Here is a 26122-nt window from a genome sequence, read left to right as displayed (position 1 = left end):
CGGTGTTTTGTGGCGACGGGACCTCGGTGTCGTTGTGGGCCTGCGGCTTCTGTGTCGGTTCCCGATGACCACGCTGCTTCGTAGTCTCTCCGCCCGCGCCCGCGCGCCTTGGCCTCGAAGCCACCGGCGACCTGGCGTCCTACCGCACCGTCGATGAGGCCTGGATGACCGCCGTACTCGATCCGTCTCGATTCCGTGCCGTGCTCGGGCACTTCTGCACCGGCGTCACCATCGTCACCGGGCGCGACGGGGCCACTCCCGTCGGGTTCGCGTGCCAGTCGTTCGCGGCGTTGTCGCTGGATCCGCCGCTGGCGTTGTTCTGCGTGGCCCGCACGTCGCGCACCTGGCCGGTCCTCGCCGCCACGGGTCGCTTCGCAATCAACGTCCTCGCCGAGCACCAGCGCGACCTCAGCGCCACTTTCGGCGCCCGCGGCGACGACAAGTTCGCCACTGTGGCCTGGCACCTCGCTCCGTCCGGCGCCCCGCTGATCCACGGCGCCCTCACGTGGATCGACTGCGCCCTCGAGACCGTGCACCCCGCCGGCGACCACCACGTCGTCATCGGCCGCGTGACCGCTCTCGGCGACACTTCCGACGCCCGGCCGCTGCTCTTCCACCGCGGCCAGTACACCGTCACGGAACCGGTCCCCGACCCGCTCGCGGCTCTCCTGCCCTGGGCCCGCCCGGACGACTGGCTGTAGCGCGCCCCGAGCCTCACTTCCAGCGGAAATGCACGAACACCCGCCCGAAGTTGTCCTTGTCCTTCTCCACCCGGTGGTAGAGCGCCTTGATCTCCTTCTGCTCCAAGAACCGCAGCACGTGCTTCTTCAGCTGCCCGGACCCCTTGCCCGGGATGATCTCCACGAGCGGCGCCTTCTTGGCCACCGCCTCGTCGATCACCGCCCGCAGCGCCCGGTCGATCTCGCCGCTGCGGTTGTAGATGTCGTGCAGGTCGAGTTTGAGCTTCATGCCGTCCAGCGTGCCACGCGCGCCCCGCGAGATGACCGGACCGAGCCTCCGGCGCACCCCTCATGGCGCCGGCGGCTCGGTCCGAAGAGGAGAGATCAGCAGGCGTTGATCTTCCAGGAGTCGGCCTTGTCGTTGGCGCCAGGGATGTCGGCGAGGTTCTTGTAGTCCTTGAACGGGCTGACCTTGAGGATCAGCTTGTCGCCCAGGACGCCGCGGTGGTTGTAGAGGCAGATGGTGCGGTTGCCGTTGTTGATGATCGACGACAGCTGGCTGCGCCGGTCACCCTTGGTCGCTTGCGGCGGGTTGTTGAAGCTCCCCGACGGGGTGGAGCTGTAGTTCAGGTGCCAGCGCTGGTTGTAGACGCCGGCGTTGTAGTCCTTGTCCTGGTAGAAGCAGTAGTAGTTCGCCGGGCAGGGCGCGGTCGCGGCGGAGGCCGGCGCTGCGGCGAGCACGGTGCCGGCGGCGACACCGGCGACGGCGGCCGCGATCGCGGCGGCGGGACGGATCTTCGACATGGCGGTTCTCTCCCCTTGAGCGGTCACTCCCGGAGCGGGCGACCGGATGGCTCAACCGTGGCGAGATCCGTCCTCGCGCCGTCATCACGCCGTCCTCACGCAGGTCAGCGCAGGTATGATCATGGTCCGGGGAGGGACGTGGATGGACTTCTGTGTGCTGGGGCCGTTGGAGATCTGGACGGCCGGGGGACGGTTGTCCCTCCCGGGAACCCGGCATCAGCGCGTGTTGGCGACGTTGCTGCTAACCCCCAACGCCGTCGTCCCCATGGCGAGGCTCATCGGGGCCACGTGGGAGGGCGAGCCGCCCGCCACGGCCACCAAGCAGGTGCAGAACTGTGTGTCGGCGCTACGCGAACGGCTCGGTGACGCCGAGCAGCGCCTCATCGTCACCGACGGTCCCGGCTACCGGATCACCGTCGCCGACGACCAGCTCGACCTGCTCCGCTTCACCAAGGGCATCGCCGACGCGAAGCGGTTCGCGGAGAAGGGCGCCCTGCGCGACGGTGTGCGCGAGATCCGCACCGCGCTCAAGCTCTGGCGCGGTCCCGCACTCGACGGGCTCGACACCCCGGCGCTGGTCAGCCGCGCTGCCCGGCTGGACGAGCAGCGCCTGGACGCGTTCGAGTCGTGCGTCGACTGGCAGTTCGCGCTCGGCCAGCACCGCGAGGTCGTCGACGAACTCGCCGAGGTCGTCGCCGAGCACCCGCTCCGCGAACGGCCGCACGCCCAGCTGATGCTCGCGCTCGATCGCTCCGGCCGGCAGGCAGACGCGCTCAAGGTGTTCCAGCGCCTGCGCACCGACCTCGCCGAAGAGCTGGGCATCGACCCCGGCCACGACGTCCGCGACCTGCACGAACGCATCCTCCGCGGCGAGAACCGCCCGGCCGGCGACGCGCCCGTCACAGCCGCACCCCCGGACGAGCTCGACCGCGCGGCAAAGGAGCTCGCCGCGGCGATCACCCGGCAGTGGACCGCCGAAGCCGAGATGCGCTCGCTCAAGCGGCCGGAGCCGGTGCCGTTGAACTGGTCGAGCACCGAGCGCGAGGTCGCCGCCGCCGCGTCAGCAGTGCTCGGCGCCCGCCCCGGCGAGGGCCCGGACCGCCTCGTGCTGAGCGGCGATCTGACCGACGTCGTCGCGAAATTCCGGCAGGTCCCGGCCCGGCAGCTCGTGGTACTCGGCGAGCCCGGCGCCGGAAAGTCCGTGCTGGCAATCCTCCTCACTCTCGGCTTGCTTACCGACCCGCCACCGGGCGAGCCGGTGCCGGTGCTGTTGCCGCTCGCCTCCTGGAACCCTCGCCGTGAGCACCTGCACACCTGGCTGGCGCGCAAGCTGGTCGAGGAATACCCGGGCCTCGCGAACACCGCCGCCTACGGCGAGGACGCCGGCCTGCGCCTGGTCCTCGAAGGCCGGATCGTCCCCGTCCTCGACGGCCTCGACGAAACCCCGCCCGGCCTCCACACCGCCGCCATCGACGCGCTCGACCAGGCCGTCGGCGCCGGCCGCCCGCTGGTGGTGACCTGCCGCAGCGCCGAGTACGAGCTCGCGGTCCGCCAAGCGGGCTCCTTCCTGACCCGGGCCGCGGTGGTCGAGATCGAGCCGGTCGAGATCGAGGACACGATCGCCTTCCTCACCGCACGCCGACGCTCCGGCGAGACCCGCTGGGACCCGCTCGTCCGCCGCCTGCGCCGCGAGCCGACCGGGCCGCTCGCCCAAGCCCTGCGCACGCCGCTCATGGTCGATCTCGCCAGGACCGCCTACGCGAACCCCGCCACCGACCCCGGCGAACTCTGCGACGCCACGCGATTCCCGGACCGCGCATCCGTCGAACGACACCTCCTCGACGCGTACCTCCCTGCCGTCTACACCCGCAAACCCGCACCTCCCGCTCAGCTCGCCCGCCCACACCGGCCGCGCGACTACGACCCCGAGGAGGCCGAGCGCTGGCTCACCTTCCTCGCGCGGCAGCTCGAGCGCGAACGCACCCGCGACCTCGCCTGGTGGCAGCTCGACCGCGCCGTGCCGAGCCTCGTCGTCGGCCTGTACCTCGGCTTGCCGCCCGCAGTGCTGTTCGCCCTCACCGGCTGGCTGGCCGCCGGCCCGGTGATCGGGGTGATCTACGGAGGCTCCTTCGCGATCGCGGGCTGCGTTACGCACAGCGTCGGGCGCCGGCCAGGACCGTTGCGAGTGGAACCGAGGTTCGCCGGCACCGCCGGCCGCTTCGCCCGCCGGTTCGCGGTGGGCGCCGTGATCGGCGTCTGCCTCGGCCTCGGCTGGTCGCTCCCGGCCTGGGTGATCAGCCTGCTCGCGCTCGTGTTCGGCCTGGCCATCGGCGTGCACGTCTGGCTGGGCACGCCGCTCGACGCGAACCGGGTGTCCAGTCCGGAGACCGTGCTGCGCCACGATCGTGCTGCGGCTCTCTCGTTCACGTTGTCATTCATGGTCTCCCTGGGTCTCTTCTACGGTTTGGCACTGGCTCTCACCCCCGCCGAGTCCACCTTCGAAGTGCTGAACGGGCACTACGACGTGGTGCTCGGGCTGACGGGCGGGGTGGCCGCCGGGCTGCTGGGCCGGTACCTCGTGGCGAACCTGGGTGGTGTCGCCTACGGAATCGCCGGAGCGGTCATCGGTGGACAGGTGTTCCTGCCTGCGACCAGCGCGGTGCAGGCAGTGGCAGGTGGCGGTCTGTTCGGCCTTTCGGTCGGCGTGAGTGTGTGTTTGGCCCGGGCGTGGGGCGCATTCGCGTTCACCCGGCTCTGGCTGGCGTCGCGGGGCCGGATTCCGTGGGGATTCATGGCTTTCCTCGCCGACGCGCACCGGCGCGGGGTGTTGCGTCAGGTCGGCGAGGTGTACCAGTTCCGGCACGCGAGGCTGCAGGAGCGGCTTGCCGACGCGGGATCCACAGCCGGTGGGCACCCAGTCATGAGTGACGAGTAAGGATCACTGGAGCAGCACCGTTCCATCATGCCCACGGTGATTCGCAGATGTCATCGATTCGAACACATGTTCGCACGATCGGGTGGTCACTCGGGTGAAGGGCGGCAATCGCCGCCTGGGGCGCGCTAACCTCGGATTCATCAAAGCAGCCGGACGCGGTGCGACTCCGCCCCGTCCTCATCGGCGCGGAAATCCTTCAGCAGCAACAATTTCTGCACTCGAGCAGCACATCTCGAGCAGGACACCGACACATTCACGTGAGAACGGATCAGCGATGTACCCAGCAGAGGTCGATTCGGCGGCGCGCAAGAAAGCTCGTCCCCGCTGGAGACCGGAGCGCCGCCTCACGGACGGCGAGCGAAGACCCAGGGCGTCACCCCAGGGTCTGCCACCAACCGTCCACAGCGGGCGGGTTCGCCACGTCGATCCGCTGGCCAGGCTTCGGCACGGCGAGGGCGAGGTCGTTCGCCTTGGCCTCGCGCCATACGCGGTCCGCGGGCTCGCCCCAGGGGTGCATGGCGAGGGAGAACGTCGCCCAGTGCACGGGCACGAGCAGGCCGCCGCGAACGTCGATGTGCGCGGCGATGCCCTCTTCGGGCGTCATGTGGATGTCCGGCCAGTGCGGGGCGTACGCACCGACCTGGATGAGCGTGGCGTCGAACGGGCCGTACTCCTCGCCGATCTTGGCGAAGCCGTCGAAGTAGCCGGTGTCCCCGCTGTAGAACACCTTGTGCTGCGGCCCGGAGATCACCCACGACGTCCACAGGGTGCTGTCGTTGCCGATGCCGCGGCCGGAGAAGTGCTGGGCCGGCGTGGCCACGAACCGGATGCCGGCGACCTCGGCTTCTTCGTGCCAGTCGAGCTCCACGATCCGCGAAGCCGGCACGTGCCACCGCTCCAGGTGCGCGCCGACCCCCAGTGGCACGAGGAACGGCGCGTCGTGCGCCTCGAGCAGGGCGCGCACGGTGGCGAGGTCGAGGTGGTCGTAGTGGTCGTGCGAGATCACGATCGCGTCGACCCGGCCGACCGCGTCCAGTGGCACCGGTGCGGCGTGCAGGCGGCGCGGGCCCGCGAAAGCGGCGGGCGACACCCGGTCGCTCCACACCGGATCGCACAGCACGCGGGCGCCGTCGATCTCGACGAGCGTCGAGGCGTGGCCGAACCAGGTGAGGAACAGGCCTTCGGCGGAGTCGGCGGCGGCGTCGGCCACGAGCGGGATCTCCCCGGCGGGCTTGCGGCGGTCGCGGTCGTCGCCGAAGAGCAGCTCGCGCAGGATGCCGCCCGCGGCCGAGGGCGGAGGGGTCGAGCGCGTGGGTGAGGCATTGTGGAAGACGCCGTCGGCGTACTGCGGCGAGCGGCGCATCCTCTCGGCACGCGCGCCGGTGGCCTTCGCGCCGAAGGCCACCGGGAGGTCACCGAGTGCCGAGACAGTTTTCCTGAGCATGCCCCCGAGTCTACGAACGCTTCCTGAGAGGAGCCCCAGCTTCGTGGAGGTGGGTCAGCGCCTGCCGGTAGGACTCCACGAGGCTCGTCTGCAGGTAGGGAATGCCGAGCTCGGCGCAGTAGCCCTGCACGATCGGCTGCGCGCGTCGCAAGTGCACCGATGGCATGCTCGGGAAGAGGTGGTGCTCGATCTGGTAGTTGAGGCCGCCGAGGGCGACGTCCACGACGGTGCCACCACGGACGTTGCGCGACGTGAGCACCTGCTTGCGGAGGAAGTCGAGCTGGGGGCGGCCGGTCAGCGTTGGCATGCCCTTGTGGTTCGGCGCGAAGATCGATCCCATGTAGACACCCCACAGCCCCTGGTGGACGGCGAAGAAGACCAGAGCCAGGCCCGGCGGGAGGACCACGAACAACGCGGTGAGGTAGGCCGCGAAGTGCAGCGCCAGGAGAGTGGCCTCGAGGCCACGGCGGCGCAGGCCGGGTCGGGCGACCGCGCGGATGCCGGACCAGTGCAGGTTCAGGCCTTCGAGTGTGAGCAGCGGGAAGAACAGGAACGCCTGGTGCCGCCCGATGAACCGGGGCACGCCGCGGCTGGCGCGGGCCTGGTCTTGCGACCACACGAGGATGTCGGGGTCGACGTCGGGATCCAGCTCCTCGTGGTTGGGGTTCGCGTGGTGGCGGGTGTGCTTGTCCATCCACCAGCCGTAGCTCATGCCCACGCCCAGGTTGCCGGCGAGGAGCCCGGCGGCTTCGGTCGGGCGTCGCGTGCGGAACACCTGGCGGTGGGCAAGATCGTGGGAGAGCAGGGCGATCTGGCCGAACATGAAGGCCTGGAACGCGGCGACGGCGAGCTGCCACCACGAGTCTCCGAGGAGAGCGAAGGCGAGCCAGCCGCCGGCGAACAGCGTGGTCACCACGGCGATCCTGGCCGTGTAGTAGCCGGGGCGCCGCGCGAGCAGCCCCGCGTCGGTGATGCGGCGGGAGAGGCGGGCGAAGTCGCTGCCGGGACCGGCCGCGGCCGGGAGAACGAGATTGTCTGTGGTCACCTCGTCGAGTTTTTCGGGGAAGCCGGCCGAGCAGAACCCGGCAGACCCCAGAACCCGTGCGGGGGGTGGCCCCACCCCGCTAGGGGTGGACGCGCGAAAGGTGGTGATGGGGTGCGCCGAATAGCTGCGCGGCCGCGTGTGCTCGTTTGAAGTACCGGTGCGCGGGATGGTCCCAGGTGATGGCGATGCCGCCGTGCAGCTGGATCATCTCGGCGGCGACCTCGGCGAACGCTTCGCTGCAGTGCACCTTCGCCACTGCCGCGAGCCGGGACGACGCCGGCGCAGCGTAGGCGGCGGAGCGCGCGGTCTCCACCAGCACGTGGAGGTCGGCCATCCGGTGCTTGAGCGCCTGGAAGCTCCCGATCGGGCGGCCGAACTGCACCCGGTGGCGCGTGTACTCCACGGTGAGCTCCAGCGCCCGTGACGCTGCCCCTACCTGTTCGGCGGCCAGTACGGCGCAGGCGACGTCGCGGACCCGTGCGAGGTCGACACGTCCTAGCGGACGCGCGCGGACGCGGTCGAGCGTCACGTTGGCGAGGTGGCGAGTCTCGTCCATCGTCGGCACGGGTTCGCAGCGGACGCCGGGGTGTGCGGGATCGACCTCGAAGAGAGCGGGGCCGTCAGGGGTCCTGGCGGCGGCCAGGAGGACGTCGGCTCCGGCGGCGTCGAGGACGTAGTGGGCGGTTCCGTCCACTGTGGACTCCTTGGCGGTGAAGGCGGGCTGCAGCGGGTCCCAGCGTCCGTCGGCGGTCCAGGCGAGAGCGCCGACGGTGCCCTCGGCCAAGGCCGGGAGCAGGCGGGCCAGGCCAGGGGCCTCGGTGTTGGTGGCGTTGGTGTTGGTGGTGGCGAGAAGGGAGGTGACGGCGAGGACGGAGGAACCGAGGAACGGCACGTCGGTGAGGTTGCGGCCGAGCTCTTCCGCGACGATCTGCACCTCGGTGAGGCCGATGGACTGGTCCGGATGGGCTCGGTCGGCCGAGTCGGTGGAACTGGACGGGCGGATCGGGCCGGCGCGGTGGGTTGGGTCGGCCGGATCGGCCGGCTGGGTCGTCGGTTCGGTGGCGAACCCGCCGAACCGCTCGGGCACCGTGAGGGCGGTGACGCCGACCTGAGCGCAGAGGGCGGGCCACGGCTCGGCCTCACGGTCGAGGAGCTTGCGGACGCTGGCACGGAGCTCGTCCTGCTCGGACGTGAACGTCACGGTGCGATCGCCGCCAGGACACGTCGGCGGTGTTCGGCTGGGGTGCCCCATGCGCCGACGAGGGCGCGGACGCGCGTGAGGCGCAGGCCGAGCGGGTGTTCGGCGGTGTAGCCGATGGCGCCGTGGACCTGGAGGGCCGTCCGGGCGGCGAGGTGGGCGGCGTCGCCGCAGGCGGTCTTGGCGGCGGAGACGTCGGCGGGATCGCCGGTGACTGCGGCGCCGTAGAGGAGGGGTGTCGCGAGTTCGAGGGCCGTGGCGACGTCGGCGAGGAGGTGCTGCACGGCCTGGTAGCGGCCGATCTCGCGGCCGAACTGGCGGCGGGTGAGGGCGTGGGTGACCGAGGCTTCGAGAAGCCACCGGCCGGCGCCGAGGAGCTGGGCCGCGGTGAGAAGGGCTCCGAGGTCGAACGCGCGCGCCGGTGCGAGCGCAGGGCCGACGTCGGCGCCGGGCACGGGCTCGAACAGGCGGCGTGCTGCGTCGAGAGAGGAGAGGGCATCGCCGGGTGTGAAGCGGCGGAGGCGGGTGCCGTCGACGAAGTAGCGGGCGTCGGCGATGTCGGCGTCGAGGGCATAGGGAACGTAGGGAGGGAAGGCGAGCGATACGAGGGTTTCGCCGGCGGCCACCGAGGCCAGCACGTCGCTGTCGAGCAGCAGCGGCAGTACCGCGGCGTCGGTCCACGGGCCGGGCGGGCAGAAGCGGCCGAGCACCTCGAAGGCGACGACGGCATCCACGACGTTCGCGCCTGAGTCGCCGACGTTGGCTGGAGTGTGATCATCGGCTGAGCCGCTGTCGCGGGTCGGGGTGAGATCGCCGGGTGACCCGTTGTCGCGGGCGGAAGCGCTGAGCTTGAGCGAAGCGCCGGCGCTGGCCGAACCGTGGTCGGTTGCCGAGGAGCGAGCGGCGCGCGAGGCGACATGGTTGGCTGAACGGCCGTCGGTGGCTGAAGTGCGCTCGTCGGCCGAGCGGCCGAGGTCGGTTGAAGCGGTGTGGTGGGTCGAGTGCCTGTGGGCGGTTGAAGCGAGGTGGTCGGCTGAGTGGCTGTGCGCGGTTGAAGCGACGTTATCGGCGGGACGGTCGTTGGCGGCCGAAGCGCGATCGCTGGGCCGACGGGCGCTGGTGGCTGAAGTGCGATCGCTGGGTCGAGGGGCGCTGGTGGCTGAAGCGCGATCGCTGGGCGGAAGTGCGCCCGCGGCTAGCCCGCCGTGGTGGGTGGGGATGGTGAGGGATTGGAGGCCCTGGTCGGCGAGGCGGCGCCAGATCTTCAGGCCCGGGCCGGGGTTGCCGGTGGACCAGGCGCGGGTGGCGGCGTCGCAGTCGAGGGTGTTGAGCAGGGCCGTGAGGGAGGTGGCGAAGTCGCGGTGGTCGGGGGAGAGGGTGAACCTCATCGGTCTCCTCTCGGGAGGCCGAGCAGGCGCTCGGCGATGATGCCGCGCTGGATTTGGTCGGTGCCGCCGTAGAGGGGGCCGGCGAGGGAGAAGAGCCAGCCGTCGGGCCAGGGGCCGCGGAGTTCGGCGGACGGGCCGAGGAGGTCGAGAGCCGTTTCGTGGAGGGAGAGGTCGAGGTGTGACCAGAAGAGCTTGGTGACGCTGGCTTCCGGGCCGGGTGGGGTGCCGTCGGCGAGTCGGGTGACGGTCGCGAACGTGTGGAGCTGGTAGGCGCGGGCGCCGATCCAGGCGTCGGCGACGCGGGCGGCCGTGGCGTCGGGGCGGCCCGACGTGGACCACAGGTCGGCCAGACGTCGCGCGGCGGCGAGGAAGCGGCCGGGGCTGCGGAGGGAGAGGCCGCGTTCGTTGGCGGCGGTGGTCATGGCGACGCGCCAGCCGTCGCCGGGGGTGCCGATGATGTCGGCGTCCGGGACGAAGGCGTTGTCGAAGAAAATCTCGGCGAAGGCGGGCTCGCCGTCGAGCTGGGGGATGGGGCGCACGGTGACGCCGGGCGCGCGCAGGTCGGCCATGAGGTAGGTGAGGCCGCGGTGGCGCGCCGAGCCGGGTTCGCTGCGGAACAGGCCGAAAGCCCGGTCCGCGAAGGCCGCGCGGGAGCTCCAGGTCTTCTGGCCGTTGAGGAGCCAGCCGTCGTCGGTGCGGGTGGCGTTGCTGCGCAGGGAGGCGAGGTCGCTGCCGGCCTCCGGTTCGGACCACGCCTGCGCCCACACTTCTTGTGAGCGCGCCATTCTGGGCAGGATCCGGGCGAGCTGCTCGGGGGTGCCGTGGGAGAAGAGGGTGGGGGCGAGCATGAAGATGCCGTTCTGGTTCACCCTTGCGGGTGCGCCGGCGGCGTAGTACTCCTCCTCGAACAGGACCCACTCGAGCAGGCTCGCGTCGCGGCCGCCGAACTCGCGGGGCCAGGAGACGACGGACCACCGGGCGTCGGCGAGCTTCTCTTCCCAAGCCCGGTGTGCTGCGAAGCCCTCGGCGGTGTCGAACGAGGGCAAAGCCTCGCGGGGCACGTGGGTGGCCAGCCACTCGCGGGCCTCGTCGCGGAATGCCTCGGCGGCAGGCCCTAGTTCGAGATCCACCGGGCTCACGCTCGGCTTTCGGCCGCGCCGCCGGCAGGCTCGGGTCCGGGACCGACCGAGCTGCCGCGGGTCGCGGGGCGGCCGGCGGATGCGGGACCGGTGTTGCTCGCGGTGCCGTGATCTGTGGGGCGGTCGGCGGATGCGGGACCGGTGTTGCCTGTGGTGCCGTGATCTGTGGGGCAGCCAGAGGGTTCGGGATTGGTGTTACTTGGGTTGCGGCGATCCGTGAGGTGGCCGTCGGGTTCTGGGCTATCGAGGGCTGAGGTCGGGTGGTCGCCGGGTTCGGGGCTGCTGTTGCTTGTCGTACCGTGATCTGTCGCGTGGTCGGCGGACGCGGGGCTGGTGTTGCTTGTGCTGCCCTGATTTGTGAGGTGGTCGGCGGGTTCGGGACTGGGGACGCCCGAAGCGTGGCGGTCCGTGGCGTGGTGGGCGGCGGTGGTCGGCTCTGGATGGGGCGGCGGCGGTGCGGGGTGGCGCATGGAGCGGGCGGTGTGGCCGCCGAGGGAGTCGCCGGAGGTTTCGGCGTTGTGGGCGTGGGCGAGGTGGTGGAGGGCGAATGCGGAGTCCATGCCGTTGCGCAGGCCCATAAGGTCTTCGGCTTGGTTGACGGCTTTTTTGGCGAGCGCGAGGCCGAAGCGGGGCATCTCGGCGATCTGCGCGGCCAGTGAAAGGGTCTCGGATTCCAGGGAGTCGCGGGGGACGACGCGGTTGACCATGCCCCACGCCAGCGCTTGGTCGGCGGAGAAGCGTGCGCCCGTGAAGAGGACTTCCTTGGCGGTGCGCGGGCCCAGGACCCAAGGGTGGGCGAAGTACTCGACGCCGGGAATTCCCATGCGTACCACGGGGTCGGCGAAGAAGGCGTCGTCGGAGGCGACGATGAGGTCGCACGTCCAGGCGAGCATGAGGGCGCCGGCGATGCAGGCGCCCTGGACGGCGGCGATTGTGGGCTTCGGCAGGTCCCGCCAGCGGCGGCACATGCCGAGGTAGACCTCCGATTCGCGCGCGAAGCGCTGGTCGGCGCCGGGGGCGTCGACGTGGTCCCACCAGGTGACGGCGCGGCGGGGGAACGACAAGTCGGCATCACGGCCGGGGGAGCCGATGTCGTGGCCGGCGGAGAAGTGCTTGCCCGCGCCGGCCAGGACGATGACCTTCACCTCGAAGTCCTCGACGGCGCGGGTGAAGGCATCGTCGAGGGCGTAGGTCATCGCGGAGTTCTGGGCGTTGCGGTACTCCGGCCGGTTCATGGTCACGACGGCGGTCGGGCCGCGGCGCTCGTAGAGGACTTCAGGCATCGGTGTGTTCTCCCCGGTTGCGGTGCTCCGGCCGGTTGACGGTGAGAATGGCAGTCGGGTCATGGCGTTCGTGCTCGACTTCAGACATCGCTGTGTTCTCCCCGGTTGCGGTGGTCGGGCCGGTTCACGGTGAGAATGGCGGTCGGGTCATGGCGTTCGTGCTCGACTTCAGGCATCGGTGGGTTCTCACCCGTTGCGGTGGTCGGGCTGGTCCGTGATGACGAGGGTGATGGGGCCGCAGCGTTCGTGGGGAACTTCAGGCGTCGGTGCGCTCGCCGGGGTTCCAGCGCGGGCCGATTCGCGGAGTCGGTGGGGCCGCGGTGGTTGTGCGGCAGTTCGCGCATGCCTGCGCTGCGGCTGGATGCGGTCGGGTCTGCGCGGCGTGATGGCGGGGCCGCCACGTCCAGGAACTCAGGCATGTGGGCGCTCCTGCGGTGGGGACGGGCCGGCGGTCGCTTTGTCGACGGGGTCGGGCATGGGGGTCTCGCGGAGAAGGCGTTTGAGGACTTTGCCTGACGGGTTGCGCGGGAGCGCAGGGACGAACTCGACTGAGCGCGGCACCTTGTAATTGGCCAGATTCTCCTTGCAGTACGCCAAAACAGCCTCGGCGGTCAGACCGGCGCCGGGGTGGGGGACGATGTAGGCGCGGCCCACTTCGCCCAAACGGGTGTCGGGGAGGCCGACGACGGCGGAGTCGGCGATGGCGGGGTGGGTGGCGAGCACCTGTTCGACTTCGGCGGGGTAGACGTTGAAGCCGCCGCTGACGTAGATGTCCTTGAGGCGGTCGGTGATGCGGAGGTGGCCGTCGGCGGACAAGGACCCGACGTCGCCGGTGTGGAGCCAGCCGGCGGGGTCGATGGCGGCCGCGGTGGCGGCGGGGTCGTCGAGGTAGCCGAGCATGACGTTGGGGCCGCGCAGGAGAATCTCGTCGTGGTCGCCGAGGCGGATTTCGAAGCCGGCGGTGGGGCGGCCGGAGAAGTGGGAGACGACGTCGAGGGAATCGGTCGGGCTGCTCATGGTGGCGACGACGGCTTCGGTCAGGCCGTAGGCCGTCAGCACCGTGTCGAAGCCAAGGTCGGAGTGCATGCGGGCCACTAGAGGTGCCGGGACCGACGCCGCGCCCGTGACGGCCAGGCGCAACGAGGACAGGTCCCGGCGTGAACGGTCCGGGGCGTCGAGCAGCATCCGGTAGACGGTCGGGGCGGCGGGCAGCACGGTGATGCGTTCCTGCTCGATCAAGCGCAACGTCGAGGAAGCGTCGAAGACGCGCTGCGGAACGATCGTGGCGCCCGTCAAGACGCAGGCCAGGATGCCTGCCTTGTAGCCGAAACTGTGGAAGAACGGGTTCACCACCAGGTAGCGGTCCCCAGGAGACAACCCGGCGCACGACGCCCAAGCGGCCGCGACACCGAGGGCCTGACGGTGTGCGCTCATCGCGCCCTTGCTGCGGCCGGTGGTGCCGGAAGTGAAGAGGATGTCACTCACGTCGTCCGGGGTCACCGCTGCCGAACCGAAAGTACCGTCCACATCGGACCATTCGACGACGCCCGGCACCGGCGGCTCCGCGGCTTCGACCGGCACGCGCACCACCAGGGGTGGCAAGGAGTCCAACGCAGCGAGCCGCGAAGTCCCCAGGAAACGGCCCGTGATCACCAAACCCGAGAGCCGCGCCCGCGAGAGCACATCCAGGGTTTCCCGCGCGGTGAACCGGGTGCTCACCGGAACGAGTGTCGCGCCCGCGTAGAGAATGCCCAGGCCCGCCACGACCCAGTGCCACGTGTTGGGAGAGCACACCGCGACGCGCGCGCCGGTGCCCACGCCGTGCGAAGACAAGAAGCCCGCGAAAGCCCGCACGCGTGAGCGCAGGGCGGCCCACGTCAGCCGGACGTCGCCGTCGGCCACGGCTTCGCCCGTGGGGTCCCGCTCCGCGGCCGCGTCGAGCGCTGCGGGAACGGTCAGCGGCAGCGTCATCGCAGACCTCCCTAGCAAGTGCTTGGTAGGGTAACCTACGGACGAGCCCCGGGGCCAGAGAGGAGAACGCGGTGGACGAGTTCCGGATGCGGATCCGCTCCTGGCTGGCCGAGCACCTCGACCCCGCGCTCAAGGGTCTCGGCGGGCCGGGCCGGGAGCATGAAGCGTTCGAGGAACGCCGGGCCTGGGAACGGAAACTCGGCGCCGCCGGGTGGAACGGGTTGGGCTGGCCCCCAGGGCACGGCGGGCGCGGCGCGACGATCGAGCAGCAGGTCGCGTTCCACGAGGAGTACGCCTGCGCAGACGCGCCCGCGCGGGTGGGTCACCTCGGGCAGGAGCTGCTGGGGCCGGCGCTCATCGCGTTCGGCACCGAAGCCCAGCAACGCCGGTTCCTGCCGAAGATCCTCGCGGTCGACGAGCTGTGGTGCCAGGGCTACTCCGAACCCGGCGCCGGGTCCGATCTCGCCGCGGTCGCCACGAAAGCGCGACTCCGCAACGACGAATGGGTGATCACCGGCCAAAAAGTCTGGACGTCGCTGGCCCACGTCGCCGATTGGTGCTTCGCGCTCGTCCGCACCGAGCCGGACAGCAAGCGCCACCACGGGTTGTCCTTCTTGCTCATCCCGATGCACCAGGACGGCGTGGAAGTCCGGCCGATCCGCCAGCTCACCGGCACCGCCGAGTTCAACGAGGTCTTCTTCACCGAAGCCCGCACCGCCAAGGATCTCGTGATCGGCGCGCCCGGCGACGGCTGGCGGGTCGCGATGGGCGTGCTCGGGTTCGAACGCGGCGTCGCCACGCTCGGTCAGCAGGTCGGATTCCGGCGGGAGCTGGAGGCGATCACGGAACTCGCCGAAACGTCCGGCGTGGCAAGGGATCCGCACGTCGCCGAGGCCATCGCGCGGGCGTGGGTGGGCCTCGAGGTCATGCACGCGCACGCGCTGCGCGCCCCCGGCGGACCCGGCGCCGCCTCCGTTGCGAAGCTGGTCTGGGCCGGCTGGCACCGCAAGCTGGGCGAGCTGGCCATGCTCGTGCGCGGCGCCGCGGGCCTGGTCGCGACCGAAGACCGCTGGCAACGCTTGTTCCTCTTCTCCCGCGCCGACACGATCTACGGCGGCTCCGACGAGATCCAGCGCACCGTGATCGCCGAGCGCGTGCTCGGCCTGCCCCGGGAGGCGCGGCCGTGATCACCATCCCGAAGTACCCCAGTGGCAACAACCTGCTCAAGGACAAGGTCGTCGTGGTCACCGCGGCCGCCGGCACAGGCATCGGCTCGGCCGCCGCGAAACGCTGTCTCGAAGAAGGCGCGCACGTCCTCATCAGCGACCGCCACGAACGCCGCCTCAAGCAGACCGCGCAAGCCCTCGGCGTCCCCGGCGTGCCCTGCGACGTCACCCGCGAAGAAGACGTGCAGCACCTCATCGACGCGGCCGTCGAGCACTACGGCCGCCTCGACGTGCTCGTCAACAACGCCGGCCTCGGCGGTACCGCCTCCATCCTCGACATGACCGACGACGAGTGGTCCCGCGTGCTCGACGTGACGCTCACCGGCACCTTCCGCGCCACGCGCGCCGCCCTGCGCCGGTTCGCGCAACAGGGCACCGGCGGCGCCATCGTCAACAACGCGAGTGTGCTCGGCTGGCGCGCGCAGGAGGGCCAAGCCCACTACGCCGCCGCCAAAGCCGGGGTGATGGCCCTGACACGTTGCGCCGCCGTGGACGCCGCGCCGTACGACGTGCGCGTGAACGCCGTCGCGCCCAGCCTCGCGATGCACGCCAACCTCGCGAAGGTGACCAGCGACGAGCTGCTCGCCGAGCTCACCGCGCGCGAGATCTCGGGGAGGGCGGCGCAGCCGTGGGAGGTCGCGAATGTGATGGTGTTCCTGGCCAGTGAGTACGCCTCGTACCTCACCGGCGAGGTGGTGTCGGTCAGTGCCCAGCACGCGTGAGGTGGAACGAGTGAAGAACGCCCCCGGATCCCGGCGAGCCGAGCTGCTCGCGCTCGCCGCGAAGCTGTTCGCCGAGCGCGGGTACGTGTCCACTACGGTCCGCGACATCGCCGACGCCGCGGGCATCCTGTCCGGCAGCCTCTACCACCACTTCGACTCGAAGGAGTCGATGGCCGACGAGATCCTGTCCGGCTTCCTCGACGAGCTGTTCGGGGCCTACGCGGAGATCGTCGCGGAGCGAAAAGGCCCGCGCGAGACGCTGGAAGCCGTGGTCGTCGCCTCGTTCGACTCGATCCACCGCCGTCCCGCCGAGGTCGCGATCTACCAGAACGAAGCCCAGCACCTCATGCAGCTGCCGCGCTTCGCGTACCTCAACGACCGCAACGCCGAGTTCCGCAAGCTCTGGAACGGCATCCTCACCGACGGCGTCGAGGCCGGCGTCTTCCGCCCCGACCTCGACGTGGAGCTCGTCTACCGCTTCATCCGCGACACGGTGTGGGTCGCCGTGCGCTGGTACAACCCCGAAGGCGCGCTGAGCGCTCACGACGTCGCCGACCAGTACCTCGGCATCCTGCTCGACGGCATCGCGAAACGGAGACGCCGTGGCTGAGGCCTACGTGCTCGACGCCGTGCGCACGCCCGTCGGCCGGCGCGGCGGCGCGCTCGCCGCGGTGCACCCGGCCGACCTCGGCGCGCACGTCATCAAAGCGGTCGTCGGTCGCACCGGCGTGGACCCCGCACTGGTCGACGACGTGATCCTCGGCTGCGTCGACACGCTAGGGCCGCAGGCCGGCAACCTCGCGCGCACCGCGTGGCTCGCCGCAGGGTTCCCCGACCACGTGCCGGGAGTGACGGTCGACCGCCAGTGCGGTTCGAGCCAGCAGGCTGTGCACTTCGCCGCGCAGGCCGTGCTCAGCGGCACCGCCGACCTCGTGCTCGCGGGCGGGGTGCAGAACATGTCGGCCGTGCCGATCGGCTCGGCGATGCTCGCCGGGCGCGAGCTGGGGTTCCCCGACCCGTTCTCGGGCTCGAAAGGCTGGCAGGAGCGCTACGGCGCCGAGGAGGTGTCGCAGTTCCGCAGCGCCGACCTCATCGCGCGCCACTGGGACCTCTCACGCGCACAGCTGGAGGAGTTCGCGCTGCGCAGCCACGAACGCGCGGCCGCCGCCATCGACGAAGGGCGCTTCGACGCCGAACTCGTGGCCTACGGTGACTTTCGCGTGGACGAAGGTCCCCGCCGCGACACCAGCCTCGAGAAGATGGCCTCGCTGAAGCCACTCTCCGACGGCTCCCGCATCACGGCCGCCGTCTCCAGCCAGCTCTCCGACGGCGCGAGCGCGACGCTGCTGGCCTCGGAAGCGTTCGTGCGGGAGCACAAGCTCAAGCCCCGAGCGCGCATTCACCACCTTTCGGTGCGCGCCGCCGATCCGGTCTGGATGCTCACCGGACCGATCCCCGCGACCGCGCACGCGCTGTGCAAGACCGGCCTCACGATCGGTGAGATCGACCTGTTCGAGGTCAACGAGGCGTTCGCCAGCGTGGTGCTCGCGTGGCTCGACGAGACCGGCGCGGACCCGGACCGCGTGAACGTGAACGGCGGCGCCATCGCGCTCGGCCACCCGATCGGCGCGTCGGGCACGAAACTGTTCGCCACGCTCCTGCACGAGCTCGAACGCCGGGACGCGCGGTTCGGCCTGCAGACGATGTGCGAAGGCGGCGGCACCGCCAACGTCACCATCGTCGAACGGCTGTAGCCGCGTCTGAAAACCGGAGGGCCGGTCACCACACCGCCCAGCCGCTGGGACGGTGTGGTGACCGGTGGAAGGGGGCGGCCGCCGCGCGCGGCCACCCCCGGCTCTCACCGAGCGAAGTCCTCCGCGGCGTCGAACTCGTCGGCGAACTGCGCGTAGAACTCCTGGGTGTCAAACCTCTCGTCGGGGTAGAACCGCTCATCGGTGTCGAACTGCTCGTCGGGCCAGGTCTCGACGGGCTCGGGTGCGGCCAAGGACGGCGTGTACTCCGGCACCGGCAGCCGCCGGTCGAGCTCGGCTGTCCAGTCGAGCATCGCGCGCGGCTTGTCCCACGCCGTGATGCCCACGAGCTGCCCCGCGCGGATGAACCCGGTGATGCCGTCGGCGAGCGACACGGTGTCCTCGCCGAGCGAGGGCATGCCCGCCATCTGCAGCCGTACGTCGTAGAGCGTCGACCACGCCCGCGGCAGCGGCGCGAACGGCGTGGCCGCCGACCGGCCCGCGATCAGGTTCTCCGCGGCCGCGCGCGACGACTCCACGGCGTTGATCCAGTGCTCGACGCGGCGCGGCACCTCGTCGAAGCGCAGGTTGGGCCAGCGCGCGAGGTCACCCGCCACCACCACGTCGTCGGCGCCCTCGGCGAACAGCGTCGGCTCGCACAGGACACCGTCCTCGACGTCGAGCCCTGAGCCGCGCAGGTAGTCGACCGCGGGGACGCTGCCGATCGCGAGCACCACGCAGCTGGCCACGAGCAGCTTGTTGTTCGTCAGGTGCAGCCCGACGGTGTCGTCGGTGCTGATCCAGTGCCGCACCTCCGAGCCCATCGCCAGCTTCGTCCGGTGCTCCTTGTGCAGCTTCACCACCGCGTCGGAGATCCGGCTGCCGAAGCGGTGCAGCGGCGCCTTCGCGTGGCCGACGAGCGTGACGTCGCGGCCGAGGTGGCGCATGCTCGCGGCGAACTCGTTGCCGATCAGGCCGCCGCCGATCACCACGGCCGGCTTGTTGCTCGCGTGCAGGCAGTGCCGTACGGCCAGCGCGTCGTCGATCGTGCGCAGCACCCGCACGCGCGGGTCGTGGCGCGGCGAGCCGGGCAGGTGCCGCGGCACGACGCCGGTGGCCAGCACGAGCCCGTCGTACCAAAGCGATTCACCGCCGGGCAGGTGCACGACGCGCTCGACGGTGTCGAGGTGCGTCGCGCGCGTGCCGAGGCGCCAGTGGACGTCGAGGTCGCCGTAGGCACGCAGCGTGGTGTCCGGCGGTCGCGCCGCTCCCATCACGAGCTGCTTCGAGATCATCGGCCGGTGGTACGGGCGGCGGGCCTCGTCGCCCACCACCACGATCTCGCCGTCGAAGCCGAGCTCACGCAGTCGTTCCGCCGCGCGCAGGCCGGCGACACCTGCGCCGACGATGACGATCCGGTCGCCGTCAGCCATCAAGTTCCCCTCTCAGCACGACCGCCTGCATCGGGCACACCCGGGCCGCGGCGATCGCTTGGGTCATGTCTTCGGGCTCGAGCAGGCGCTTGCGGAAGCGCAGGCGCCCGTCCCGGCCGAGGTCGAAGAGGCCGGGGGCCTCCATCGCACAGATTCCGTAGAGCTCGCACCGGTCGTTGTCGACACTCACGCGCGGCCCGCTGCCGGGGAGTTTCACGCCACCTGCTCCTCGACGAGCCCGATCCGCTCGAGCGTCCGCGGCGGCAGGAACCGCAGCAGCGCCAGCGTGACCGGGGGGACGAGCAGGGTGATGCCGACGAGCCACATCGCGGCGAGGTGACCGTTGGCGATCGCGCCCAGGAACGCGTGCAGCGCGGTAAGCGCGACGGCCGGGTACGCCAGCCGGTGCAGCCAAAGCCAACGCCGGTACGACGTCCAGCGCTGCACGCAGGTGGTGAGCGCGATGGCCAGCATCAGCTCCAGCCCGACGATGCCGAACGTGTGGCGCGCGAGCGTCCCCGGCATGAACGGGACCGTGATGTAGGCCAGCGAGAACGGGTTCACGGTGAGGTAGAGGAACCCCAGTGCGTGGAGACAGCCGAACGCGAGCGCGAGCGTCGACAGCGTCAGGTGGCCGCTGCGCAGCGCCTTGCGACCAGTGACCGAGCGCACCCAGCCCGTGGCGGTGAGCACGCCCCAGCACAGCGTGAGGCACATGAACGCGTAGGACAGCCTCGCCGAGAGCGCCGCGATGCCGCGTGCGGCCGGATCGGTGGACTGCTGAGCGAGGGTGGTCACCGCCTCGTGGACGGTGTCAACCATGGGTTTCTCCTGAGTTCGGACGGAGCCGGCCGCCGCGCAGGCGGCCCGACTTCGCGTAGCGGACTCCGAGCAGCGTCGCGCCGCCGACCAGCACGAAGAGCAGTGCGGCGGTGAGCACGTCGGAGGTCCGGAGGTCGAGCGCGCTGCCGGCGGGCGCCGCGGAATCGGCCACCGCGCTCGACGGCAGCGCGGAGAAGTCCACGTAACCGGTGCTCTCCAGCAGCGTCATGTGCCGCAGCACGGCCTGGTTCGCGACGGTCGCGTACGCGCGGATCTCGGGGTTGCGGGTGCCGGCGCGGACCTGGGCGATCACGGAGAACACCTGGCCGTGGGCCGCGCGCAGCAGGTTGGCGAAGAGGCGGTCGAAGTCCTGCGGGGTGGGGGCCTTCTGCAGTTGGTCGAGCCAGCCCATCTGCTGGGCCGACGGCTCGGCGGGCAGCACGACGCCGAGCTTCGCGGCGAGCTGGCGGGTGAGCACGTCGAGCCGGCCGTGGTCGACCATGATCGCCGCGCCGACTTCGCGCACCTTCGGGTCCGCGCCGCGGGTTTCGGCCCACGTGCCGGCCGGCATCTCCCACAGCCCGGCTTGGCGCACCTTCACGAGCAGCAGCTGGTCCCCGGCGTCGACGCTCGTCTGGGCCGACGCGGGGGCCGGCACCATCACGAGCGCGGCGAACACGACAAGCACGAGACGCAGGGCCTTGCGGAGGCGATCAGATCCGGAACGCATCGGCCCGCCAGGTATCGGTGGTGGTCTCGATCTTGCCGCCCTCGGGCGTCAGCGGGAACCACGCGCGGCCGGTGCCCTGCCCGGCGGTCTGCCCCGGCATCTCGTCGCCGGTGTAGCGGTAGAGCGGCCAGCCGGCGAGAGTGACCTGATCCGTGCCGTCGGGGCGAGTGACGCTGCCCACGAGATCACGGTCGATGCCGGTGAGTTTCACATCACCACTGGCACGCACAGGCAGCCACTTCTCGGCGCACTCGTCGGTGCAGCGCGAACGCGAGGGCTTCGCGCTGTCGCGGTCGTAGCGGTAGACGGCGAAACCGCTACCGTCCACGACAACGTCTCCGAGGTCGAACGCGCGGGCGGCCCGCAGCTCGGCTTTCGCCGGGTCGGTCTGGTCGGCCGGCATCTGCATCGGCATGCTCATCGGGCCCGCGGGGCTCGGGAGATAGCCACCGGGAGCGGTTCCGGACTGACATGCGGTCAATACTGTGAATGCGGCCAGGCACACAGCGGGGGGTGCCGCTGTGCGGAACAAGCGGTTCACGGCTTCCTCCAGGGGGCGGAACTGCGCGCCGTCGCGGGGGAACGACGGGAAAAGGGCGCAATTGATCCACTGTGGACAGTAAGCCCAGGGTGAATGCGGTGCGTCGCGGGGGGAACGGCGCGTTGTCGGGGTCTTCGACGGGGGATACGGACACAGGTTCGACACGGTTCAAAAAACTTTCGTGACCAAAGCCTGTGATTTTGGTACTGGACGAAATGGCGTCGTTGCCACAAAGATGTCCCGCGTGGGACGGCACAATCGAACGCTGAGCCCGACGGACGATCATGAAACCGAAACCCCCGGAGTTCATGACGACCTGGCCAAAGCGTTGTACCAAGAGTTCGGCGGAGCCTTGATGGGCTTCGCGCTGCGCCTGACCGGTCACGACCGGCAGTGGGCGGAGGACGTGGTGCAGGAGACGTTGATCAAGGCTTGGCGCAACGCCGACAAGCTCGACCGGAGGCCGGCGATGCTGCGCGCGTGGCTGTTCACCGTCGCTCGGCGCATCGTCATCGACGGCTGGCGCAGCCGCAGTGTCCGTCCGCAGGAGCTCGAGGAGATCGAGTCCGACTCCGTGTTCGTGTCCGACGAGTCGGACAAGACGGTGGCGGCCATGATCCTCTACGAGGCGCTGCAAGGGCTTTCGCCCGAGCACCGGGAGGCGGTGCAGCAGACGTACCTGGCCGACCGGACCGTGAACGAGGTCGCCGCCACCCTGGGGGTGCCGCCCGGCACCGTCAAATCGCGAATCCACCACGCCGTCCGCGCCCTGCGGAAGGCCATGCGCGAGCGGGGGTGAGGTGACCGTGCCCGGGCCCCCGCACACCGACCTCGCCGCGTACGTGCTCGGCGTGCTCAGTGAAGCCGACAACACGCGGTTCGAGGAACACCTGCTCGACTGCCCGCATTGCCAGCTCGACCTCGTCGAGCTTCACCAGCTGCCCGACGTGCTCGACCTCGTGAAGAAGAACTGGCCGGAGCCGCCGGTACCGGTCACGCCGGGGCGCACGCTGGCGCCCGGCCCTCGCGTGCTGCGCGCGCTGATGGCCGAGGCGACGGTGAAGCGCAAGCGGCGCCGGCGCATCGGGCTCGTCGCCGCGGCGGCCGCGGCCGCGCTCGTGGTGGCGGGTCCGCTCGTGACGCTCGCGGTGCGCCCAGCCGACGCCGCGGGTCCCACCGTGAGTCTGGCAGCGCCGACTTCGGTCCCGCCGGCGCCGTCTTCCTCGCTGTCCGCGCCCGGTGGTGGCACGTCGTCTGGTCAGGGCGCTTCGGCCGTGACAGCGCGCGTGTCCGTGACGCCGCGCGAGTGGGGCAGTTCCGTGGACCTCGAGCTGAGCGGGGTCGCGGGACCGATGAACTACCAGCTGCTCGCCATCTCCTCAGCCGGAGACATCCGCACGGTCACGGGCTGGTCCGTGCCCGCGAAGGGCTACGGGATCCCCGGCTCGCCGGGCCCGCTGAAGGTGACGGGCGGCACGTCGCTGCCTGCCGGCCAGATCACGCGATTCGAGGTCCGGGCCGACGACGGCACGCTGCTCGTGGTCGTCGACCGCTGACCCTCCCCGCTGGGGAAATACTCTGTCCTTTATGGATTTTCGGGGCTGACCTGCCGATCACGTGCGGATAACGCGGCGATTTCTTTTTGAACCACTTCGCCTTCCCGTCCGTATTCCCCAGTGCCGGCACCGGATTCCCCCGCATCCGAGCTGCCGAGCGTCTCGACTCCAAGTAGTTCACACCCGGGCCGCGGCCGTAGTTCGGCGCGCCCGGAGGATCGAACGAGGTGAGCACAGCACCATGACCAGGAACCATCCCCGTCACCGGTCGGCGAAGCGCGTCACGATCGTCACCGGTGCGCTCGGCCTGGCCCTCGCGGTCGGCGCGCTGGCCGTGAACGCGACGTCCGGCCAGCCCGACCGCGCCGGCGCCGACCCGGCCGACAAGTCGTTCTTCCTGGACATCACCAAGGTCCCGAAGGGCTCGAACGTGAGCCGGACGCAGAACCGCGGCGCGCGCGGCACGTTCACCGTCGACTGTGGACGCAACGAGAACGGCCACTTCAACCCCGACAACTTCATCGCGCAGCCGGGTGTGCGCAACGGCGCCCAGCACCTGCACGACTACGTCGGCAACCTTTCCACGAACGCCGACTCGACCAACCGCAGCCTCGCCCGCGCCGGCACGACGTGCAAAAACGGCGACAAGTCCACCTACTACTGGCCGGTGGTCCGCATCGACACCGACGACGAGGAGGAGGAAGCCCCGGCGTCTTCGGAAGCCGCCGCCCCGGCCGAGGGTGACGACGTGGCCGCGGACCGCGCCGACGCGGCCAAGGACGCCGCCGAGCCGCAGGTCGAGTGCCCCGACGTGGCGAGCGAGCTGCCCGATGTGCCCGACGCGGCCATGGACGCGGTCAACACCGAGCTCGACGCGATGGACTCGCAGGTCGACCAGGCCGACAAGCAGGTCGAGGCCGGGCAGGACGCCGATGCGGTGCTGAAGTCGTTGAAGGGCAAGCGGTCCGCGTCGCTGAAGAAGATCTCGGACACGATGTCCGCGCAGGGCGCGAAGCCGGAAGACTCGGACTCGCTGGCCGGCTGCGCCGTGCAGGACTCCGACAGCACGGGCCTCGACAACGGCGGCGCCAACAGCGATCCGGACGCCGGCGAGAGCGCCAGTGACCAGAAGCAGAAGCAGGACAACGGCGCGGCCGCTGAGCTCCCGGGCGTGAACGGCGAGAACGAGGTCGCCGGCAACGACGGCGAAATCCAGCGCGTGGTGTCCGCGACGCTGTCCTTCGGCAGCGGTGGCGCTCGCAAGGTCGTGGCGATGCCGCGGTTCCTGCGTGTGCTCTACGGTGACGCGAAGGAAGGCGCCAACGGTCCCGCCAACGCCCGCGCGAGCTGGACATGCTCCGGCTTCGAGGACCGGCTGACCGACCACTACCCGATCTGCCCCGACGGCAGCAAGGTCGAGCGCATCCACGCCTTCCCGAACTGCTGGGACGGCAAGAACATCGACAGCGCCAACCACCGCACCCACATCGTCTTCTCCGACGCGAACGGCAACTGCAAGCGCGGCTTCAAGGCCGTGCCGCAGCTGAAGATCACCCTGGTCTACAACATCCCACACGACGTGCAGGTCAAGGGCCAGTACAAAGTGGACGCGTTCCCCGAGGAGAAGCACAACCCCCGCTCGGATCACGACGACTTCGCCAACGTCATGACGCAGTCCCAGATGAACCGCGTGGTCTCCTGCATCAACACGGGCAAGCGCTGCAAGGAATGACCCGGGACCGGCGGCCCGGTGCGGTGCCTCGCTCGGGCACCGCTGGGACCCGGGCCGCCCCCGCCCGGCGCCACACCCCCTCACGGCACCCGTGGCGCCGGCCGATGCAGACCCGACCAGACTGGAAAAGGAGTTTCGATGCGGATCTCCCCGAGCCACGCGGAGTTCACGGCCCGACGGGGTCGGCATTGGGTGGGAACCCGGGTGCTGCGCTTCCGCCGCCCGGACCGGCGGCGCGGTGTGGTGCCTCGCTCGGTTTCTGAGCGAGCACCCTTGGCGTTGACGGAACACGGAAACATCCAGGAGCAGTCATGAATTTCCCTTACCACGCCGAGGATTTCGACCGCGACGGTCGCGAGGATCCGGCCGGCGCGGTGCGCGACACCGCTGCCGAGCTGCCGTGGCGTGAGGGCAGCGGAAGGGCAGCAGGTTCCGGGCGGTTCTCCGGTGTGTTGCCGGTGTCGCAGGTGTCCACATCGGAAACCGGCTGACCCCTCCCCAAAAAGCTCCGATTCGGCGAGGTTCCCTCTCCTTCACCCACCCCCCACTCGCCGGGTCGGGTTCCTTACCGGTCCGGCGGGCGCTTCCCTCCCACATCCCCCCGCACCCGCCGGACCGGTCAAGGGTTTTTCGTCACCGCGGACCAGAAGTCCAGGGGGAGGTGGCCGGCGGCGAGGCCCTCGTCGTCGAGCAGGTGGCCCATGAGCTTGATCCCGCGCAGTGTCACGGCGCGGTCGACGATCTCCAGCCACGGCAGCTTGGCCGCGAGCGAACCCTCCAGCGGCAGCAGGTCGTGCTGGGAACCCAGCCACACCACCAGCATCAGGTTCGCCGCCCCGCTGAGGGCGGCGCACATGCGTACCTCCGGCAGCATCGCGAGCGAGCGCGCGGTCGTCTCTAGCTTGTCGGGCGGAACGCGCAGCCAGAGCATCGCCGTGACGGGCGCGGGGGACAAGGGCCGCGCGATCTCGCAGCGCAGCCGGACGGCGCCGCGGGCCAGCAGGGCGTCGAGACGGCGCCGGACGGTGCTCGCGCCCACGCCCAGCTCCACCGCCAGCGAAGCGGCCGACGCCCGGGCGTCCTCCCCGAGCGCCAGGATCAGTGCCCGGTCCAGCTCGCCGAAGCGCAAAGGTCCGGACGTCCGCGCCGAGGGCGACACCAGAGCCTCCCGCTCGCCCGGTGAGATCGCGCGGACGCGCCACCGGCTGCCCTCGGTGAACAAGCGCGGCGACACCACCGTGCGCGTCGCCGTGACGCCCGGCAGCGCCGACAGCCGGTGCAGCACGTAGTCGGAGATCGCGCGCAGCGTTGGCGCCACCAGGTGGATGTGCAGGTCGCAGTGCCCGGCCAGGTACTCCACCGTCGCCACGTGCGGGTCGGCCGCGAGGCGCTGGGCCACCGCCAAAGCCGAACCCGGCGCGCAGTCGATCTCCACGAACGCCAGCGCCAGCTGCGCCACCAGCTCGCCGCCCGGGTACGCGGTGAGCCAGGCCTGCCCGCGCGCCACCAGCGCCTCCCAACGCCGCGCGGCCGTCACCGCCCCGATGCCCAGCGCCTGGCCCAGTACGGCCCACGTTGCGCGCGGCCGGGTCTGCAGCGCGTCGAGGAGTTTGAGGTCGCTCTCGCTCAACATGGCCGATCCTTCGTCCGCGCGGCGCCGATTTGGCGGATTCCTGCGATCCGGCCGGCAGGAGCGTTCCACACTCGCATCATCTTCGGGCC

At 70.8% G+C, this 26122-nt stretch carries 23 protein-coding genes and 2 pseudogenes; 10 read left to right on the top strand and 15 right to left on the bottom strand.

The features are described from left to right. Positions 1-164: 164 nt before the first annotated feature. On the top strand, positions 165-701 hold the full coding sequence (gene hsaB, locus AB0H62_RS45360; protein ID WP_220238244.1) for a 3-hydroxy-9,10-secoandrosta-1,3,5(10)-triene-9,17-dione monooxygenase reductase subunit: 537 nt from the start codon (positions 165-167) through the stop codon (positions 699-701). A gap of 13 nt (positions 702-714) precedes the next feature. Here hsaB and AB0H62_RS45355 read toward each other — a convergent pair whose 3' ends face one another. Both AB0H62_RS45355 and AB0H62_RS45350 read right to left on the bottom strand, forming a co-directional pair. Continuing rightward, positions 715-969, bottom strand: a complete 255-nt coding sequence (locus tag AB0H62_RS45355; protein ID WP_220238245.1) for a Smr/MutS family protein — start codon at positions 967-969, stop codon at positions 715-717. Between the two features lie 95 nt (positions 970-1064). Then, complete coding sequence (locus AB0H62_RS45350) at positions 1065-1484, bottom strand: peptidase inhibitor family I36 protein (protein ID WP_220238246.1); 420 nt, start codon at positions 1482-1484, stop codon at positions 1065-1067. A gap of 115 nt (positions 1485-1599) precedes the next feature. On the opposite strand from AB0H62_RS45350, the gene AB0H62_RS45345 reads away from it, so the two are divergent. Beyond that, a complete protein-coding gene (locus AB0H62_RS45345) occupies positions 1600-4419 on the top strand; it encodes a BTAD domain-containing putative transcriptional regulator (protein ID WP_360592367.1) in 2820 nt (939 codons plus the stop codon). A 373-nt stretch (positions 4420-4792) separates the two neighbouring features. Here the strand turns inward: AB0H62_RS45345 and AB0H62_RS45340 are convergent, their stop codons facing one another. From AB0H62_RS45340 to AB0H62_RS45310, 7 genes and pseudogenes are all read right to left on the bottom strand, one after another. Next, positions 4793-5863 carry an MBL fold metallo-hydrolase gene (locus AB0H62_RS45340; RefSeq protein WP_266118357.1) on the bottom strand — a complete coding sequence of 357 codons (1071 nt, stop codon included), beginning with the start codon at positions 5861-5863 and terminating at the stop codon, positions 4793-4795. A gap of 10 nt (positions 5864-5873) precedes the next feature. Beyond that, positions 5874-6908 carry an acyl-CoA desaturase gene (locus AB0H62_RS45335; RefSeq protein ID WP_220238249.1) on the bottom strand — a complete coding sequence of 345 codons (1035 nt, stop codon included), beginning with the start codon at positions 6906-6908 and terminating at the stop codon, positions 5874-5876. A 79-nt stretch (positions 6909-6987) separates the two neighbouring features. After that, the gene (locus AB0H62_RS45330) at positions 6988-8109 is read right to left on the bottom strand and encodes an acyl-CoA dehydrogenase family protein (RefSeq protein ID WP_360592366.1); all 1122 of its coding nucleotides are present in this window, start codon (positions 8107-8109) and stop codon (positions 6988-6990) included. Next, positions 8106-8852: pseudogene (locus AB0H62_RS45325) on the bottom strand (acyl-CoA dehydrogenase family protein); the annotation flags it as partial. The gene AB0H62_RS45330 and the pseudogene AB0H62_RS45325, both read right to left, overlap by 4 nt. Positions 8853-9490: 638 nt before the next feature. Further along, positions 9491-10624 (bottom strand): acyl-CoA dehydrogenase family protein, encoded by a 1134-nt coding sequence (locus tag AB0H62_RS45320; RefSeq protein ID WP_220238250.1) that lies wholly within the window; start codon positions 10622-10624, stop codon positions 9491-9493. A 473-nt stretch (positions 10625-11097) separates the two neighbouring features. Beyond that, positions 11098-11916: pseudogene (locus AB0H62_RS45315) on the bottom strand (enoyl-CoA hydratase); the annotation flags it as partial. 411 nt (positions 11917-12327) lie between these two features. Then, positions 12328-13887, bottom strand: a complete 1560-nt coding sequence (locus AB0H62_RS45310; RefSeq protein WP_360592365.1) for a FadD3 family acyl-CoA ligase — start codon at positions 13885-13887, stop codon at positions 12328-12330. Positions 13888-13973: 86 nt separating this feature from the next. Here AB0H62_RS45310 and AB0H62_RS45305 point away from each other — a divergent pair, with 86 nt between their 5' ends. The 4 genes from AB0H62_RS45305 to AB0H62_RS45290 are packed head-to-tail and all read left to right on the top strand — an operon-like array spanning position 13974 to position 17589. Then, positions 13974-15074, top strand: a complete 1101-nt coding sequence (locus AB0H62_RS45305) for an acyl-CoA dehydrogenase family protein (RefSeq protein WP_220247499.1) — start codon at positions 13974-13976, stop codon at positions 15072-15074. After that, complete coding sequence (locus AB0H62_RS45300) at positions 15071-15835, top strand: SDR family oxidoreductase (protein ID WP_360592364.1); 765 nt, start codon at positions 15071-15073, stop codon at positions 15833-15835. Before AB0H62_RS45305 ends, AB0H62_RS45300 begins: the two co-directional genes overlap by 4 nt. Positions 15836-15845: 10 nt before the next feature. Continuing rightward, positions 15846-16445 (top strand): TetR/AcrR family transcriptional regulator, encoded by a 600-nt coding sequence (locus AB0H62_RS45295; protein ID WP_220238253.1) that lies wholly within the window; start codon positions 15846-15848, stop codon positions 16443-16445. Beyond that, positions 16438-17589, top strand: a complete 1152-nt coding sequence (locus AB0H62_RS45290; protein WP_360592363.1) for an acetyl-CoA C-acetyltransferase — start codon at positions 16438-16440, stop codon at positions 17587-17589. The genes AB0H62_RS45295 and AB0H62_RS45290 overlap by 8 nt, the downstream gene beginning before the upstream one ends. 104 nt (positions 17590-17693) lie before the next feature. Here AB0H62_RS45290 and AB0H62_RS45285 read toward each other — a convergent pair whose 3' ends face one another. Genes AB0H62_RS45285 through AB0H62_RS45265 form a run of 5 tightly spaced genes read right to left on the bottom strand, consistent with a single transcriptional unit; the run spans position 17694 to position 20980 of the window. Next, positions 17694-19019, bottom strand: coding sequence for an NAD(P)/FAD-dependent oxidoreductase (locus AB0H62_RS45285; protein ID WP_360592362.1), 1326 nt, complete (start codon positions 19017-19019; stop codon positions 17694-17696). After that, complete coding sequence (locus AB0H62_RS45280; protein ID WP_220238256.1) at positions 19012-19236, bottom strand: ferredoxin; 225 nt, start codon at positions 19234-19236, stop codon at positions 19012-19014. Before AB0H62_RS45280 ends, AB0H62_RS45285 begins: the two co-directional genes overlap by 8 nt. Then, a complete protein-coding gene (locus tag AB0H62_RS45275; RefSeq protein WP_220238257.1) occupies positions 19233-19841 on the bottom strand; it encodes a ferric reductase-like transmembrane domain-containing protein in 609 nt (202 codons plus the stop codon). Before AB0H62_RS45275 ends, AB0H62_RS45280 begins: the two co-directional genes overlap by 4 nt. After that, positions 19834-20571 (bottom strand): DUF4142 domain-containing protein, encoded by a 738-nt coding sequence (locus tag AB0H62_RS45270; protein WP_220238258.1) that lies wholly within the window; start codon positions 20569-20571, stop codon positions 19834-19836. Before AB0H62_RS45270 ends, AB0H62_RS45275 begins: the two co-directional genes overlap by 8 nt. Continuing rightward, positions 20555-20980, bottom strand: a complete 426-nt coding sequence (locus AB0H62_RS45265; RefSeq protein ID WP_360592361.1) for a hypothetical protein — start codon at positions 20978-20980, stop codon at positions 20555-20557. Before AB0H62_RS45265 ends, AB0H62_RS45270 begins: the two co-directional genes overlap by 17 nt. A 397-nt stretch (positions 20981-21377) precedes the next feature. On the opposite strand from AB0H62_RS45265, the gene AB0H62_RS45260 reads away from it, so the two are divergent. From AB0H62_RS45260 to AB0H62_RS45245, 4 genes are all read left to right on the top strand, one after another. Continuing rightward, on the top strand, positions 21378-21911 hold the full coding sequence (locus AB0H62_RS45260; protein WP_360592414.1) for a sigma-70 family RNA polymerase sigma factor: 534 nt from the start codon (positions 21378-21380) through the stop codon (positions 21909-21911). 7 nt (positions 21912-21918) lie between these two features. Continuing rightward, the gene (locus AB0H62_RS45255) at positions 21919-22668 is read left to right on the top strand and encodes a zf-HC2 domain-containing protein (RefSeq protein ID WP_360592360.1); all 750 of its coding nucleotides are present in this window, start codon (positions 21919-21921) and stop codon (positions 22666-22668) included. 241 nt (positions 22669-22909) lie between these two features. Next, a complete protein-coding gene (locus AB0H62_RS45250) occupies positions 22910-24400 on the top strand; it encodes a DUF1996 domain-containing protein (protein WP_220238261.1) in 1491 nt (496 codons plus the stop codon). 311 nt (positions 24401-24711) lie between these two features. Continuing rightward, positions 24712-24891: a hypothetical protein gene (locus AB0H62_RS45245; protein WP_360592359.1), complete on the top strand. Its 180-nt coding sequence runs from the start codon at positions 24712-24714 to the stop codon at positions 24889-24891. A gap of 128 nt (positions 24892-25019) precedes the next feature. Here the strand turns inward: AB0H62_RS45245 and AB0H62_RS45240 are convergent, their stop codons facing one another. Further along, positions 25020-26033, bottom strand: a complete 1014-nt coding sequence (locus AB0H62_RS45240) for an Lrp/AsnC ligand binding domain-containing protein (protein ID WP_220238263.1) — start codon at positions 26031-26033, stop codon at positions 25020-25022. Positions 26034-26122 lie beyond the last annotated feature (89 nt).

Source organism: Amycolatopsis sp. NPDC050768, assembly GCF_040654155.1.
Lineage (GTDB): Bacteria > Actinomycetota > Actinomycetes > Mycobacteriales > Pseudonocardiaceae > Amycolatopsis.
Note: the sequence above shows the minus strand (reverse complement) of the source record. Positions and strands in the feature narration are given on the sequence as shown.

Excerpts from the sequence above, each read along its gene's own strand:
- hsaB (WP_220238244.1), top strand. The coding sequence starts at position 165 with ATGACCGCCGTACTCGATCCGTCTCGATTCCGTGCCGTGCTCGGGCAC.
- AB0H62_RS45355 (WP_220238245.1), bottom strand. The coding sequence starts at position 969 with ATGAAGCTCAAACTCGACCTGCACGACATCTACAACCGCAGCGGCGAG.
- AB0H62_RS45350 (WP_220238246.1), bottom strand. The coding sequence starts at position 1,484 with ATGTCGAAGATCCGTCCCGCCGCCGCGATCGCGGCCGCCGTCGCCGGT.
- AB0H62_RS45345 (WP_360592367.1), top strand. The coding sequence starts at position 1,600 with ATGATCATGGTCCGGGGAGGGACGTGGATGGACTTCTGTGTGCTGGGG.
- AB0H62_RS45340 (WP_266118357.1), bottom strand. The coding sequence starts at position 5,863 with ATGCTCAGGAAAACTGTCTCGGCACTCGGTGACCTCCCGGTGGCCTTC.
- AB0H62_RS45310 (WP_360592365.1), bottom strand. The coding sequence starts at position 13,887 with ATGACGCTGCCGCTGACCGTTCCCGCAGCGCTCGACGCGGCCGCGGAG.
- AB0H62_RS45305 (WP_220247499.1), top strand. The coding sequence starts at position 13,974 with ATGCGGATCCGCTCCTGGCTGGCCGAGCACCTCGACCCCGCGCTCAAG.
- AB0H62_RS45285 (WP_360592362.1), bottom strand. The coding sequence starts at position 19,019 with ATGGCTGACGGCGACCGGATCGTCATCGTCGGCGCAGGTGTCGCCGGC.
- AB0H62_RS45275 (WP_220238257.1), bottom strand. The coding sequence starts at position 19,841 with ATGGTTGACACCGTCCACGAGGCGGTGACCACCCTCGCTCAGCAGTCC.
- AB0H62_RS45270 (WP_220238258.1), bottom strand. The coding sequence starts at position 20,571 with ATGCGTTCCGGATCTGATCGCCTCCGCAAGGCCCTGCGTCTCGTGCTT.
- AB0H62_RS45265 (WP_360592361.1), bottom strand. The coding sequence starts at position 20,980 with ATGCAGATGCCGGCCGACCAGACCGACCCGGCGAAAGCCGAGCTGCGG.
- AB0H62_RS45250 (WP_220238261.1), top strand. The coding sequence starts at position 22,910 with ATGACCAGGAACCATCCCCGTCACCGGTCGGCGAAGCGCGTCACGATC.
- AB0H62_RS45245 (WP_360592359.1), top strand. The coding sequence starts at position 24,712 with ATGAATTTCCCTTACCACGCCGAGGATTTCGACCGCGACGGTCGCGAG.
- AB0H62_RS45240 (WP_220238263.1), bottom strand. The coding sequence starts at position 26,033 with ATGTTGAGCGAGAGCGACCTCAAACTCCTCGACGCGCTGCAGACCCGG.